Below are 15,167 nucleotides of genomic sequence, written 5' to 3'. Positions count from 1 at the left end.
GTTTATTATGCTAGATAAAGTAGGCGGAACGGGACGCGGCGAACTGTATGGTTTAGGCGATACCATTAAAACCAACAAAGCAGAAAAAGCGCCGGAAACAAAGCTTGAAGCAGGCGCCGTTAAAAGCCAAAGTGAGTCAGGTGTTTCTGGTGCAGCACGCTACCAGTTAGAGACGCCTAAAGCTCCTACAGTGAGTAACCAAGCTCAAGTTGTTGCAAACCTAATGAGCGCTCTTGCACCGACGGTGAGCTCATTAATGAGCACAACGATGAAAGCGCTTAACGGTGAGGAGGTGATCAAGTCACCATCAGATGCGGTATCACAATCGTTGACGCTATTAACATTGTTGTATCAAGTATCAAAGCTGAGCCGTGAGCAGCAAGTGCTACAACGTGAAATTGCTGTTGAAGCAAACGTCGCGAGTTTAGAAAGCCAAGCGGCAGAACTAAACAACTCGGCAAGTGCGATGATCGCGATGGCAGTCGTTTCGGGTGTATTAGCGGGAGCCACAGCCATTATTGGTGCCCTTGGTTCTTTCAAAGCAGGGAAAGAAATCAAGAATGAAATGGCGAGCAATAATGTACTGAAAACGCAAAAAGCTGGCTTCGATCAAGCAGAAGAGTTATTGAATAACAATAGCTTGTCTAAAACTCAGCAAGATCAGGTTAAGCGTGCGCACTCACTAGCGAAAGACAATATCGCAGACACGACAGCGCAGCTGACAAGTGGTGGCCGTAAGTTCGATAAGTTGATGAGCTCAAACCAAGCGAAGAACGCTATTCTTCAAGCTTTGGGCCAGATGGCAAACTCAGCATCGAATGTAGAGCAAACCAAAGCGCAAGCGCGCAGCAAAGATGATGAAGTACAAGCGACTCGCGCACAAGCAGCCAAACAGAAAGCCGATGAAAACATTGGTTTCCAAGAAGGTTTATTGAAAGAACTACGTGACTTGTTCCGTTCTATCTCAGATAGTCAGAACCAAGCGTGGCGAGCGTCAGTCCCAACGGTGTAACCGTCCATCTCACTAACTACAAAGCGTTGTTTATACAACGCTTTTTTTGTGTGATTCAAGTATAGATATTATTTATCAGTAGGTTACGTTGATAAAAAAGTACATATCTATAATTCAACCTTCAAAGATGAGAACTCAAACGTTATCAAATTGTTAACGGTTGCTATACTTAAACGGTCATCAACACAGGTAAAAAGGATGTTCAATGTTTAAGTTTAAGCAAATCGCACTTGCTGCTTCTTTAGCGGCACTCACAACAGGCTTTTCTGCATCTGCGGAAGAAACGTTTGTCACGATTGGTACTGGTGGTGTAACAGGGGTTTATTATCCGACTGGTGGAGCAATTTGTCGCTTAGTCAATAAATCGCGAGAAGAACACGGTATTCGTTGTTCGGTAGAAAGTACTGGGGGATCGATTTATAACATCAACACCATTCGTGCTGGTGAATTGGATCTCGGAATTGCTCAATCAGACTGGCAGTATCATGCTTATAAAGGAACCAGTAAGTTTAAAGAAAGCGGGCCTTTTAAAGAACTACGCGCCGTATTCTCCGTTCATCCAGAACCGTTCACTGTCGTGGCACGTAAAGACGCGAACATCAAAACTTTTGATGATTTGAAAGGTAAGCGCGTCAACATTGGTAACCCTGGCTCTGGTCAACGAGGCACCATGGAAGTGTTAATGAGCCAGTATGGCTGGAGTAACGATGACTTTAAGCTTGTGTCTGAGTTAAAAGCAGCAGAGCAATCAAAAGCACTTTGTGATAACAAAATTGATGCGATGATTTATACCGTTGGTCACCCAAGTGGAGCGATTAAAGAAGCCACTACGTCGTGTGATAGTAATATCGTAACGGTAACCGGACCTAATGTAGAAAAATTGGTTGCAGACAATAGCTTCTATCGTGTCGCAAATGTACCGGGTGGTATGTATCGTGGCACAGATAGTGACGTTCAAACCTTTGGTGTGGGTGCGACGTTTGTTTCCTCTACTGCGGTACCAGAAGATGTGGTTTATAACGTGGTTAAAGCGGTATTTGAAAACTTCGATGATTTCCGCCGTCTCCACCCAGCGTTTGCGAACTTGAAGAAAGAGGAAATGGTAAAAGACGGTTTATCTGCGCCTCTTCACCCAGGTGCGCTCAAATACTACAAAGAAGTAGGGCTGATTAAGTAACCGTTACTTTCTCTTCTTATTGATGTAAAACGCCATCTTTCTCGATTAATGCCACTCGTTTAACAGCGAGTGGCATATTTCTATCTCTCGTCATCCTGTACAGCGACGGAGGAGCGTGATACAGGATCTTCTATCCGAGCCCTTTATGGTCAAAATTGTTTCATTAGCCGCTCAACGTACTGCTATTAGATCCCTAGTCACGCCAAGGCTCGCTGTAATGACACAAAAACCTCGTTCAGCGATCAGCATTAATCATTCGCGATGGCGTTTTTTATAGGAGTGTTATCTACTTGTGCAAGTTTTACTTAAGCATAAACATCAATGAAAAAGTAGATAGTGATGAGAATAGAAGAAAGAGCAACAAACCCTTTAACATGATTGGGATTAAGTTGACGAGATACACGAGCTGCAAGATAACCACCCACCAACGTACCGACCAAAACAACGCTACCTGTGCGCCAGTCAATGGAGCCATTGGCAACAAAAATCACGATAGCAATGAGTGAAACACACGTAGATACCAGCAATTTCAAACCGTTCATTAAATTAATGTCTTGGTGGCCCGCTACTACCAGATAACTCAGAACAATAACCCCTAAACCTGCGTTGAAAAAACCACCGTAAGCAGAGACACCAACAAGTAGTAAACCCAACGCGATTGCTCCGAGTATGCCAGCATGTTTGTGCTCTTTCGCGATAGTTTTGATTAGCATTGTTAAACGAGAACCAGTCAGGAAAAGCACGGTGGCAAACAAGAGTAGCCAAGGGATGGCTTCCAAAAATAGCGATTCTGGTGTGTTGAGCAGCAGATATGCTCCGACAGCGCCACCTACTAAACTGAATGAGACTGTGAACAACAGTTCTTGTTTGTTCTTCATGATCTCTTCTCTGAAGCCAACGGCTCCGCTAATGTATCCCGCACATGAAGCATAAGTATTTGTTGCGTTGGCCATAATTGGAGGTACACCAACCGCCAATAGGGCCGGAAAAGTAATAAAGCTTCCGCCCCCCGCAATGGAGTTAATGATCCCACCAACTACGCCGGCAACGAATAAAAGCGCTAGTTCTAAAAGCATAAACAATCCTTGTTATGTTCTTTTTCATTGTTAGAGCTTTAGATGGCCCATCCCACATGCTCTAGTGTTCTGATATGAAGTTTACTTTACCCGCTCTAAAACAAAATTGTTCAGTTCTGTGACGTTTTTGATGACATGAACGGTTTTACTTTGAGAATACCCTTCGAGACGAGACATGAAGTCATCATTCCAGAATGCAGGGCATTGCTGAAGAACTTTGTAGCTTTGTAATGTTCCTTTAAATACCGAACTGCCATCAGGCCAACCTTCGGGTTTAATAAATAGTCCTTTAAGGAGACGTTTCGTCACAAACCAATAGCTTACGGAGTATGGTAGATCAATATAAACGAGAGTATCGGCTGCATCTAAACGAGCATTAAAAGAGCTGATAGGCCCCAGACCATCTATAATCCAACGATCTGAGTGAAGTATATTGCTATGTGCTTCATCAAAAACGTCACGCTCAACGGGCTCACCGTTTGGTTTATAGACTATGGAATCTAATTGATGAAGAGGGAGAGCGGTAGCAGACGCGATTGCTTTACTTATCGTCGATTTTCCGCTGCCGGGCTTACCAAAAACCGCTACTTTTTGCATGTGACCGCCTCCAAGAGAGTATTTCCCATACGGTCGAGACAGAAAACCCACCGCTATGGGTGGGTTCGATAAATATTGAGCGCATCAAATATCCCACCATTCCTATAGAATGATGATAATTCGTTGGTTAAGTTGCGCTAAGTGTGTATTCATGCAACTACTCTTATATATAGGCGATGACTTGTCAATATTGTTTTGCTTAATAAGTGAACGATTTGATAGGAGAAAGAAAAGCCATCGCGATGGATGGCTTTGTCTAGGTTGAAAGAGACAGCTATTACTGCTCAACGCTCACTGGCTGTGCTTTAAACTTTTGAATCAGCTTTACGATTAGTGGACTTGCCAGTACCAATACGGCTAAAACAGTAAAGGTAAGGGTAATAGGGCGCTCCCATAGGAAACTCAATTCGCCGTCTGAAATCATTAATGCGCGGCGTAAGTTCTCTTCCATTAATCCCCCAAGGATGAAACCCAGCAATAAAGGCGCAAGTGGGAAGTTAGCGAGTCGAAGTGCAATGGCAGCCATAGCGACAATCAGCATCACGAACACATCCATGGTATTGAATGAGACCAAATAAACTCCGGTGATTGAGAAGAATAAAATCATCGGCAGAAGTACCGTTCTAGGCACCGCCAAAAGCTTTGAGATGTACGGAATCAACGGTAAGTTCAGGATCACGAGTACGATGTTGCCGAAGTACATGGAAATGATCACCGACCAGAACACGTCTGGGTGCTCAACAAACAGGCGAGGACCAGGTTGAATACCATAAGCGATCAGCGCACCGAGCATTATTGCTGTTGTACCAGAACCCGGAATGCCAAGCGTTAGCAGCGGTACAAATGAACCACTAGAGGCTGCATTGTTCGCTGATTCTGGCGCGACCAAACCACGGATACTGCCTTTACCGAACTCTTCCTTTTTCTCTTTAGGTGCGAGGTTGCGCTCCATGCCATAGCTTAAAAAAGCAGCAATGGTTGCTCCTGCGCCAGGAAGAACGCCAGTGAAGAAACCTAATATTGAAGAGCGAATTGAAACAGGCGCAACATCTTTGATTTCGTCCTTGGTCACTTTCATTGAGCCAATGTTACTCAGCTTTTCCTGTTCTTCATCGCTGGTGTCTTTTGATGGTTTAAGAATGCCCATCAGCGTCTCACCCAGTGCGAATGTCGCCATTGCAAGCAACAAGAAGCTAAAGCCATCCATTAAATCCGTTAAACCGAAGGTAAAGCGTTCAACGCCTACGCCTTTATCGATACCAACTGTAGATAGCATCAAACCAAGAATGGTCATCATCCACGCTTTGATGACCTGACCTTTCCCCGCAAAAGCCGCGACTGCTGATAACCCAAGTAGCATCAACGCAAAATAGTCTGACGATTGGAAGCTAAGTGAAACGCTAGCCAATGCTGGTGCTGCGACAAGCAACATAATGGCAGATAGCGTACCGCCAGTGAAAGAAGAATAAGCTGCCAAAGCTAATGCTTTACCTGCTTGGCCTTTTTGAGCCATAGGGTAGCCGTCGAATGCTGTCACCACGGTTGAAGAACAACCCGGCGCGTTAATTAAAATCGACGATGTAGAACCACCAAATACCGCACCGTAATAAACACCCGCCATCAAAATAAGGCCAGAAGAGGGCTCTAGGCCATAAGTAATTGGGATCATCAAAGCAATGGCTGAGATCGGCCCAAGCCCAGGTAACATGCCGATAAATGTACCGACGAAACAACCAACGATCACCATCATGATGTTCATTGGCATTACTGCAGTGGATAAACCTTGTAGAATTCCATCTAACATAATTCAGTCCTTTCTTTGACTACCAGATGGTGAAAATCAAACCCGGTTCGAGATAGATGTCCAAACCTTGAGTGAGTAATAAATAGAACGCGATCACGAATGGAAACGACGCGCCGAACAGAACGGGTTTACGTCTTTCCCCCAGCAGATAAAAGCCAGCCAATAAAAAGAAGCCAGTAGCTATAACAAAGCCTAGGTAAGTCAGGCCTACGCCGTAAAGCGCCATCAAAACCAAGAAAGCGATCAGTAACTTCCAATTAAAGTTCAGCACCGCGCCACTTTGTTTATCTGGTTGTCCTGTTACCAGCAATAACAAAGAAAGGCCTGCACCAGCGTAAGTCAGGATGGTTGGCAAAGTACGTGCGGTGAACGGTTCGTATTCATCACCAGGGAACAATGGAATTTGTGAGGTTTGATAACCGTAGCAAAGACAGAAGAGTAGAAAGATCATTGCGCCGACACGGTCACGACAGAGCAAATATTCTTTGGTGAAAAAGTTGGTTGAACGAGACATATTCAACTCCTAACAAAAATAAAAAAGACCGCATATGGACGTTAATGAATAAACTAAACCATTAACAATTAAGCATTTCGCTGCTAGTCGAGCTGCTTTGGGTATATAAACAAAGGAGTGTGCATGCCGATTGTCGACAATATCCATATACGGTGAAACTTAGAGTGCAAATATAGTTGGGGAAATACCAACCCCACGTTATTGGGTGAGGTTGGAATCTGAGGGACCCAGTTCGACTGTTACTTTAGGAAGCCTAACTCGCGCATTAAGTCACCCATTTGCTGCTCTTGCTCTTCAAGGAACGCGAAGAACGCTTTGTCCGCCTTGTAGTTGTCTATCCAACCATTGCGGTCACGGACGACTTGCCATTCGTCAGTGTTGTACATTTTGGTAAATGCTGCATTCCATTCATCCAGCTTTTCTTGGCTAGTACCTGGTGCAGCAAAGAATCCACGCCAGTTAGCGAAGACAGTTTCGTTACCATATTCTGTTAGCGTAGGGATGTTTGGTGCGGCTTCTAGGCGTTTTGGTGCAGTTACCGCTAGCACTTTGACTTGACCAGATTTTGACATCTCCAGTACTTCACCTAGGCCCGTAGAGAGCAGTTGAGTTTCGCCTGAAAGAAGGGCTGCCATGGCTTTACCGCCCGCATCGTAAGCGATGTAACGAACTTTACGCGCATCAAATCCTTCGCCTTTAAATGCGGCGGCAACGACGAGGTGGTCCATCGAGCCACGAGCAGAGCCACCCGCAATTTTCACTTTGCGAGGGTTAGATTCAAATGCTTTTACTACGTCTTCCCAAGAATTGTATGGCGAATCAACAGAGGCTACGATGGCACCGTAATCCGCAATGGTGGCTGCAACGGGAGTGAGATCTCTAAAGGATTGAGGGAAAATACCTGTTAGAGAGCGAACGACGATCGGTGTTGAATTCACCATCAGCGTATCTTCTTGGCGATCTGCCGTTTCAATCAAGTGCGCAATGGCTTTACCGCCGCCGCCACCAGAAAGGTTTTGGAAAGATACCGTCTCAACGATGTCTGATTTAAGTAGCACATCACCTGTACCTCGTGCGGTCATGTCCCAGCCGCCACCGGCACCTCCAGGGATCAAGAAATGCATTTTTTCTACATCAGCAGCAAAAGCGTTAAATGAAAATGAAGCTGCGATGATCGATGCGGCGAGCGTTGGTTTGATTACCTTTAACATGTTCACGTTCCTTATGTTGGTGACTCTATTTTTAGATGAGTCTTATTTTTGTTTCAGCTTTTAACTCGAACTGGATGCTGATGTGTCAAAGGTTAATCAAGTGTTAAATTGATGTCTTTAAAACGTCGATAAAGAGAATATTGAGCATAACGGATATTTTGTTCATAAAGTTCACGCTGAAAAATTGGTTGCACATCACGCGTGCGTGCTAACAATTGCGTCATAATGGAATGACATCAAACGAATAAGGAAACAGAGAATGAAAGGGACATGTTTGTGCGGCGCTATTGAAGTGATCGCAGATGCTAAGAATGAAGTGAGTCTATGCCACTGCTCGATGTGTCGAAAATGGTCGAGTGGAGCACTCCATGCTGTGCATTGTGGTCCTAACGTAACGTTTAAGGGGGCCGAGCCAAAGCGTTATCAATCGTCTGACTGGGCGGTGAGAGGTTTTTGTGGCGAATGCGGCACAAACCTTTTCTATCATTTGTTACCGACAGGCGAGTACATTCTCTCCGCTGGTTTGTTCGACAATCCAGATTTCAAACTCTCATTAGAGATCTTTACCGATGAAAAGCCCGCGTATTATGACCTCAATCCCACCTCACAAAAGATGACATCGCAGCAAGTTTTTGAGCAATTTTCATCTAAAGAATAACCTTTTGTATCCTTAATTGTTCGACAGCTTAATTGTTTTTCTTTTATATCATAATGTTAAAAGGTGTTTAGTTGTCGACAATTTGCTTTTTCCTTCGCAATTACCCCTCAATTTAGCTCCTAATAGATGATTTTCATCGATTTAAATTACGACCTTAGTCTAAATTGTCGACAATTTACTTGATTGTCGACACTTTGATCGACTACTTTATATTCAGGTTAAGAAATTGTAGACATTTTGATGTCGGTAACGTGAGTATCTGAGTATGAACTCTGAGTTGAAAACTCGTTATAAAGTACTGGGTTCTGAGAAAGAACACACCAAATCAGAAACACTGACAGAAACACTGATTGAAGTCATTGTGAATGGCGATGTTAAGCCTGGTCATAAAATATCGGAGCCTGAACTGGCGAAGAAATATCAAGTCAGCCGTGGCCCTTTGCGTGAAGCATTAATGCGTTTAGAGGGGCTAGGGCTCATTGAACGTATTCCTCATGTCGGGGCTAGAGTGACCACTTTTTCTCCAGAAAAGCTGATAGAACTCTATGCGGTTCGCGAAGCGCTAGAAGGTATGGCGGCAAGGTTAGCAGCGCGACATATTACGCAAGAAGAGCTCTTGAGCTTGGAAATGCTATTGTCGACACATTCTAAGCACATCGATCAAGTGGAAGGAGCCTCTTACTTCCATCAGCATGGAGATTTTGATTTTCACTATCGCATCATCCAAGCAAGCCGAAACAGCAAGCTGATTTCTCTGCTGTGCGACGAGCTTTACCACTTGTTACGCATGTACCGCTATCAGTCACCGCGCGCGCAATCTCGTCCAAATGAAGCGTTGACTGAACACAAATTCATTCTGGAAGCCATCCGTAATCGCGATGAAGAGCTTGCAGAAATGCTGATGAGAAGACACATCTCAGGAAGTCGAAAGCTCATCCAATCGCAAATTATACATACAGAAAGTTTAGACAAAGACTAGAAGGAATTCGTCATGAGCTTAACACCGGGAGCGAAGTTCAGACTCGCCATTGAACAAAACAATCCGCTGCAAATTGTCGGCACCATTAACCCTTACTGCGCCATGATGGCGAAAAACTTGGGGCATCAAGCGATTTATTTGTCTGGCGGCGGTATTGCAAACGCGTCATACGGATTGCCGGATCTCGGTATTACAACATTGAACGACGTACTGGTCGATGTTGACCGCATCACTAACGCGTGTGATTTACCGCTATTGGTCGACATCGACACCGGTTTTGGAGGCGCATTTAATATTGCTCGCACGATCAAAGCAATGGAAAAGGCGGGTGCTGCTGCGGTTCATATGGAAGACCAAGTCGCACAGAAACGTTGTGGGCATCGTCCGAACAAAGCAATAGTCAGCCAGCAAGAGATGGTTGATCGCGTAAAAGCCGCGGTTGACGCACGCAATGATGAAAGCTTTGTGATTATGGCTCGTACTGACGCGCTAGCTGTTGAAGGTATGGACAGTGCAATTGAGCGTGCGATTGCGTGTGTGGAAGCTGGCGCAGACATGATCTTCCCAGAAGCGATGACCAAGCTGGATCAGTACCTTCAGTTCTCAAACGCACTTGAGCAAGCAACTGGAAAGCACGTTCCTATTCTGGCCAACATTACCGAGTTCGGCGCAACGCCACTGTACGGCTGCGACGAGCTTGCAAAAGCGAAAGTCGATATGGTGCTTTACCCGTTAAGTGCGTTCCGAGCCATGAACAAAGCCGCTGAAACGGTCTATAAGCATTTGCTAGAAGTGGGCAATCAGGAAGCTTTGGTTGATTCAATGCAAACACGCAAAGAGTTGTATCAGCACCTGAACTACCACGATTACGAAGACAAACTTGACCAGCTATTCTCTGAAGGAAAATAGCGGGAAAAGAAAAGATAGACGGAAGCCCAAGAAAAGATAATCGGAATTTATCTAATTCAATAACGTGAAATTCGTCTGGCTAAAAAACGCTCCAAAGAGGGCAAAGCCAGACAGAAAAGGAGTTCAAACAATGTCTCAAACTGCAGAAAAGAAAGCAGAGTTAGGTGGTGCAGGCCTACGCGGTCAAAGCGCTGGAAGCACAGCTTTATGTACTGTCGGAAAAACGGGGACCGGTCTGACTTATCGCGGTTACGATATTACTGACCTTGCCAATAATGCTCAATTTGAAGAAGTTGCACATCTTCTGTTACGCGGTCACTTACCAACTCAGAAAGAACTGGATGCGTACAAGACACATCTCTTAAACCTTCGCGGCTTACCAACTGAGCTTAAGCAAGCGTTAGAGCTTATTCCTGCTACTGCTCATCCAATGGATGTGATGCGCACTGGTTGTTCTGTATTAGGAAACCTAGAGCAAGAAATGAGCTTCGATGAGCAATTACATTCGACGGAACGTATGCTAGCGCTTTTCCCAGCTATCATCTGTTACTGGTATCGTTTTAGTCACGATGGCGTTCGTATCGATACAGAAGATCAAACCGAAGACTGCATCGGCGGTTACTTCTTGCGATTGCTTACAGATAAAGAGCCATCAGCGCTACACAAGCAAGTGATGCACTGTTCCTTAATCCTTTACGCTGAGCATGAATTCAACGCATCAACTTTTGCAGCGCGTGTTTGTGCATCAACGTTGTCAGACATTCATTCTTGTATCACGGCAGCAATCGGTACGCTTCGCGGCCCACTTCATGGCGGCGCAAACGAAGCAGCGATGGAAATGATTGAAGATTGGCAAACGCCAGACGAGGCGGAAGCGAACATCATGAAAATGCTGGCCAACAAAGACAAGATCATGGGCTTTGGCCATGCCATCTATCGCGAAAGTGATCCTCGTAACGCGTTGATTAAGCGCTGGTCTAAAGAGCTGTCACAGCAAGTCGGTGATACACATCTATATGCTGTTTCTGAGCGTGTGGAATCAGTGATGAAGCGAGAGAAAGGTCTGTTCTGTAATGCGGACTTCTTCCATGCATCGGCTTACCACTTCATGGACATTCCAACCAAGCTGTTCACACCAATTTTTGTGATGAGTCGTTTAACGGGCTGGGCGGCACACGTTTATGAGCAACGTGCCAATAACCGCATCATTCGCCCAAGTGCTGATTACACGGGCCCAGATCATCAAGAATGGGTACCTATCGAGAATCGCTAGCGCGAAGGTCAATTAGGGCACATACGCTTTGATTGACCACCTCCTTCCTTTGTACCTCTCTCTGACAGAGGAAGGAGCCCCTCTCATCACGATGTTTCTGGAGCAATGGAAAAACGTTGATGAAGGCAAGATGTACAGACTGAATGGAAGCAAACCATGAACACAAATATTAATACCCAATATCGTAAGCCGCTTCCGGGAACTCAACTGGATTACTTTGATGCACGCGAAGCCGTCAATGCCATTTCTCCTGGAGCCTATGAAAAACTCCCTTACACCTCCCGCGTGCTAGCTGAGCAACTGGTCCGTCGCTGTGATCCGAACACATTGACGGATAGCCTGAAACAGTTAATTGAACGTAAACGTGATCTTGATTTTCCTTGGTATCCAGCACGCGTTGTTTGTCATGACATTCTTGGTCAGACTGCTCTAGTCGATTTAGCGGGTCTGCGCGATGCTATTTCGGATCAGGGTGGCGATCCTGCAAAAGTGAACCCTGTGGTTGAGACTCAGCTGATCGTCGACCACTCTTTAGCGGTTGAGCATGCGGGCTTTGACCCTGACGCCTTCGACAAAAACCGCGCGATTGAAGAGCGCCGTAATGAAGACCGATTCCACTTTATCGAGTGGTGTAAAACAGCGTTTGAGAACGTAAGCGTGATTCCTGCGGGTAACGGCATTATGCACCAAATCAACTTGGAGAAAATGTCTCCTGTGGTGCAAGCGAAGCAGGGTATTGCCTACCCAGATACCTGTGTGGGTACAGACAGTCACACGCCTCACGTAGACGCCCTCGGTGTTATCGCGATCGGTGTTGGTGGTCTGGAAGCTGAAACCGTAATGCTTGGCCGACCATCAATGATGCGTCTACCTGATATTGTCGGTGTAAAACTAACGGGTAAACGTCAACCAGGCATTACCGCAACGGATATTGTCCTCGCGATTACTGAGTTCCTACGCAACGAGCGTGTGGTCTCTTCATATCTTGAATTCTTTGGTGAAGGTGCTCGAGATCTAACGATCGGAGACCGCGCAACCATTTCCAACATGACACCAGAATACGGTGCAACCGCGGGTATGTTTTACATCGATGAGCAGACCATCAACTACTTGAAACTAACTGGTCGAGATGAAGAGCAAGTTGCTCTAGTAGAAAAATACGCAAAACAAACTGGTCTTTGGGCAGACGATCTTGATACAGCGGTTTACGAGCGTGTACTGGAATTCGATTTATCATCAGTAAGTCGTAACATGGCCGGCCCGTCAAACCCTCACCGCCGTTTACCAACATCTGAGTTGGCGCAGCGTGGCATTTCTGGTGCGTGGGAAGAGAAAGAAGGCGAGTTACCAGATGGTGCAGTTATCATCGCTGCGATAACATCTTGTACTAACACCAGTAACCCTAGAAACGTGGTTGCCGCAGGCCTTGTCGCGAAGAAAGCCAACGAGCTCGGCCTTGTACGTAAACCTTGGGTGAAGTCGTCTTTTGCTCCGGGTTCTAAGGTAGCGCGTCTTTACCTGGAAGAAGCGGGCTTATTACCAGAGTTAGAAAAGCTTGGCTTTGGTATCGTCGGTTACGCATGTACCACTTGTAACGGCATGAGTGGCGCGTTGGATCCAAAAATCCAGCAAGAGATCATTGATCGCGATTTATATGCGACAGCCGTTCTGTCTGGTAACCGCAACTTCGATGGCCGAATCCATCCTTACGCAAAACAAGCTTTCCTTGCATCACCACCATTGGTTGTCGCTTATGCGCTAGCGGGTACGATTCGTTTCGATATCGAACGCGATGCATTGGGCACGGACCAAAACGGCAAACCAATTTATCTCAATGATTTGTGGCCAAGCGATGAAGAGATCGATGCAGTTGTCGGTACTCATGTTAAACCTGAGCAGTTTAAGCAAGTTTACATTCAGATGTTTAAGCTGGATGACGCAGAGAAAAGCTCTAGTCCGCTTTACGACTGGCGTCCGATGAGTACCTACATTCGCCGTCCACCTTACTGGGAAGGTGCGCTGGCGGGTGAAAGAACACTGTCTGGCATGCGTCCATTAGCGATTCTGGGCGACAACATCACGACTGACCACCTGTCACCATCCAACGCGATCATGGCGAGCAGTGCTGCGGGTGAATACCTTGCCAAAATGGGCGTTCCGGAAGAGGACTTCAACTCTTATGCGACTCACCGTGGCGATCACTTAACGGCGCAACGTGCGACCTTTGCTAACCCGAAACTATTTAACGAAATGGTGAAAGAGAACGGTGAAGTCGTTCAGGGTTCTCTGGCGCGAATTGAACCAGAAGGCCAGGTTGTACGCATGTGGGAAGCGATTGAAACCTACATGAATCGTAAACAACCATTGATTGTTGTCGCCGGCGCGGATTACGGTCAGGGTTCATCTCGTGACTGGGCAGCAAAAGGTGTTCGTTTGGCAGGCGTAGAAGCCATTGTTGCTGAAGGCTTTGAGCGTATTCACCGTACTAACTTGGTTGGCATGGGCGTACTGCCGCTGCAATTCAAACCAGGTGTAAACCGTAATACGTTAGAACTGGATGGTACGGAACTTTACGACGTAGCTGGCGAGATTAAACCGGGTGCGGATCTGGCCTTGGTTATCACGCGTAGCAACGGCGATAAAGTTGACGTTCCTGTTACCTGCCGCCTAGACACCGCTGACGAAGTTCACGTGTACAACGCAGGCGGTGTTTTGCAGCGTTTCGCGCAAGATTTCTTGGCGCAATAAGGAGCGGTTATGGAAAGCAAAACTCCGAATCAAATGAGCCAAATCAAAGTGCCGGCGACGTACATGCGTGGCGGCACGAGTAAAGGTGTCTTTTTCAACCTTGAAGATTTGCCACCAGAGGCGCAAGTGGCGGGGGAAGCGCGTGACAAACTTTTGTTGCGTGTTATTGGCAGTCCGGATCCTTACGCTAAACAAATCGACGGCATGGGCGGCGCGACGTCAAGTACCAGTAAAACGGTGATTGTTTCGCGCAGCAGCCGTAACGACCACGATGTTGACTACTTGTTCGGACAAGTATCCATTGATAAGCCATTTGTGGATTGGAGTGGGAACTGCGGTAACTTGTCTGCCGCTATCGGGCCTTTTGCTATCCATGCTGGCCTGATCCTGCAAGATCGTATTCCAGAAAATGGCATTGTGACGGTGCGTGTCTGGCAGGTGAACATCAGCAAAACTATCTTGGTGCATGTGCCGATTGTGAACGGATTCGTGCAAGAAACCGGAGAGTTTGAGCTCGACGGTGTGACGTTCCCAGCAGCAGAGATTCAGGTGGACTTTGTTGACCCGGCAGATGGGGAAGGCAGCATGTTCCCAACAGGCAACTTAGTTGATGATTTAGTGGTGCCGGATGTGGGTACGTTCAACGCGACCTTTATTAACGCGGGCATACCAACCATTTTTATTGATGCTGAATCGATTGGATATCAGGGCACCGAGCTGCAAGACGATATCAACAACGATGACACAGCATTAGCGATGTTCGAATCCATCCGTGCACATGGCGCATTAAAAATGGGGCTGATCTCTGAACTTGAAGAAGCTCAAACACGCCAGCACACACCAAAAATCGCGTTTGTATCCAAGCCGAAAAGTTACCAGTCCTCAAGCGGTAAAGCGGTAAATGAGTCGGAAATTGATGTGTTGGTTCGTGCGTTGTCGATGGGCAAACTTCACCATGCAATGATGGGAACCGCAGCCGTTGCGATTGCTTCGGCGGCCTGTGTACCGGGAACATTAGTCAATTTGGCTGCTGGTGGAGGCGAAAAAGAGTCAGTGACTTTTGGCCACCCGTCAGGAGCGTTAAAAGTTGGAGCACAAGCGAAGCAAGCTGAACAGGGCTGGGTGGTACAAAAAGCCATCATGAGCCGAAGTGCGAGAATACTAATGGAGGGATTTGTGCGTGTACCCTCTGATGTCTTTGAGTGAAAA

The 15,167-nt window shown here is 46.3% G+C and carries 13 protein-coding genes; 8 read left to right on the top strand and 5 right to left on the bottom strand.

Features of this window, described 5'->3' with window-relative positions:
* The first annotated feature begins 7 nt into the window (after positions 1 to 7).
* Complete coding sequence (gene vopD / locus FKN16_RS18720; protein ID WP_005377262.1) at positions 8 to 1,012, top strand: type III secretion system translocon subunit VopD; 1,005 nt, start codon at positions 8 to 10, stop codon at positions 1,010 to 1,012.
* A 205-nt stretch (positions 1,013 to 1,217) separates the two neighbouring features.
* On the top strand, positions 1,218 to 2,189 hold the full coding sequence (locus FKN16_RS18715) for a TAXI family TRAP transporter solute-binding subunit (protein ID WP_170903348.1): 972 nt from the start codon (positions 1,218 to 1,220) through the stop codon (positions 2,187 to 2,189).
* A 305-nt stretch (positions 2,190 to 2,494) separates the two neighbouring features.
* Here FKN16_RS18715 and FKN16_RS18710 read toward each other — a convergent pair whose 3' ends face one another.
* From FKN16_RS18710 to FKN16_RS18690, 5 genes are all read right to left on the bottom strand, one after another.
* Positions 2,495 to 3,265 carry a sulfite exporter TauE/SafE family protein gene (locus FKN16_RS18710; RefSeq protein WP_170903347.1) on the bottom strand — a complete coding sequence of 257 codons (771 nt, stop codon included), beginning with the start codon at positions 3,263 to 3,265 and terminating at the stop codon, positions 2,495 to 2,497.
* A gap of 81 nt (positions 3,266 to 3,346) precedes the next feature.
* A complete protein-coding gene (locus FKN16_RS18705) occupies positions 3,347 to 3,862 on the bottom strand; it encodes an adenylate kinase (RefSeq protein WP_170903346.1) in 516 nt (171 codons plus the stop codon).
* A gap of 277 nt (positions 3,863 to 4,139) precedes the next feature.
* Positions 4,140 to 5,666: a tripartite tricarboxylate transporter permease gene (locus FKN16_RS18700; protein WP_005395074.1), complete on the bottom strand. Its 1,527-nt coding sequence runs from the start codon at positions 5,664 to 5,666 to the stop codon at positions 4,140 to 4,142.
* Positions 5,667 to 5,685: 19 nt separating this feature from the next.
* A complete protein-coding gene (locus tag FKN16_RS18695) occupies positions 5,686 to 6,180 on the bottom strand; it encodes a tripartite tricarboxylate transporter TctB family protein (RefSeq protein WP_170903345.1) in 495 nt (164 codons plus the stop codon).
* Between the two features lie 239 nt (positions 6,181 to 6,419).
* Positions 6,420 to 7,391, bottom strand: a complete 972-nt coding sequence (locus tag FKN16_RS18690) for a tripartite tricarboxylate transporter substrate binding protein (RefSeq protein ID WP_005395072.1) — start codon at positions 7,389 to 7,391, stop codon at positions 6,420 to 6,422.
* 259 nt (positions 7,392 to 7,650) lie between these two features.
* On the opposite strand from FKN16_RS18690, the gene FKN16_RS18685 reads away from it, so the two are divergent.
* The 6 genes from FKN16_RS18685 (at position 7,651) to prpF (ending at position 15,164) form a co-directional block, all read left to right on the top strand.
* Positions 7,651 to 8,049, top strand: a complete 399-nt coding sequence (locus FKN16_RS18685) for a GFA family protein (protein ID WP_046874937.1) — start codon at positions 7,651 to 7,653, stop codon at positions 8,047 to 8,049.
* Between the two features lie 265 nt (positions 8,050 to 8,314).
* Positions 8,315 to 9,028 (top strand): GntR family transcriptional regulator, encoded by a 714-nt coding sequence (locus FKN16_RS18680; protein ID WP_005395069.1) that lies wholly within the window; start codon positions 8,315 to 8,317, stop codon positions 9,026 to 9,028.
* A gap of 12 nt (positions 9,029 to 9,040) precedes the next feature.
* Positions 9,041 to 9,937: a methylisocitrate lyase gene (gene prpB, locus FKN16_RS18675; protein WP_005395068.1), complete on the top strand. Its 897-nt coding sequence runs from the start codon at positions 9,041 to 9,043 to the stop codon at positions 9,935 to 9,937.
* A gap of 130 nt (positions 9,938 to 10,067) precedes the next feature.
* The gene (prpC, locus tag FKN16_RS18670) at positions 10,068 to 11,210 is read left to right on the top strand and encodes a 2-methylcitrate synthase (protein WP_012841784.1); all 1,143 of its coding nucleotides are present in this window, start codon (positions 10,068 to 10,070) and stop codon (positions 11,208 to 11,210) included.
* A gap of 156 nt (positions 11,211 to 11,366) precedes the next feature.
* Positions 11,367 to 13,958 (top strand): Fe/S-dependent 2-methylisocitrate dehydratase AcnD, encoded by a 2,592-nt coding sequence (gene acnD / locus FKN16_RS18665; protein WP_170903344.1) that lies wholly within the window; start codon positions 11,367 to 11,369, stop codon positions 13,956 to 13,958.
* A gap of 9 nt (positions 13,959 to 13,967) precedes the next feature.
* Entirely contained in the window at positions 13,968 to 15,164 is a 1,197-nt protein-coding gene (gene prpF, locus FKN16_RS18660) for a 2-methylaconitate cis-trans isomerase PrpF (protein WP_170903343.1), read from the top strand.
* Positions 15,165 to 15,167 lie beyond the last annotated feature (3 nt).

The sequence above is a fragment of the Vibrio sp. 11-4(1) genome (genome assembly GCF_013048625.1).
Classification (GTDB): domain Bacteria; phylum Pseudomonadota; class Gammaproteobacteria; order Enterobacterales; family Vibrionaceae; genus Vibrio; species Vibrio diabolicus.
The sequence above is the reverse complement of the archived record's forward strand: the minus strand, read 5'-3'. Positions and strand labels throughout refer to the sequence as shown.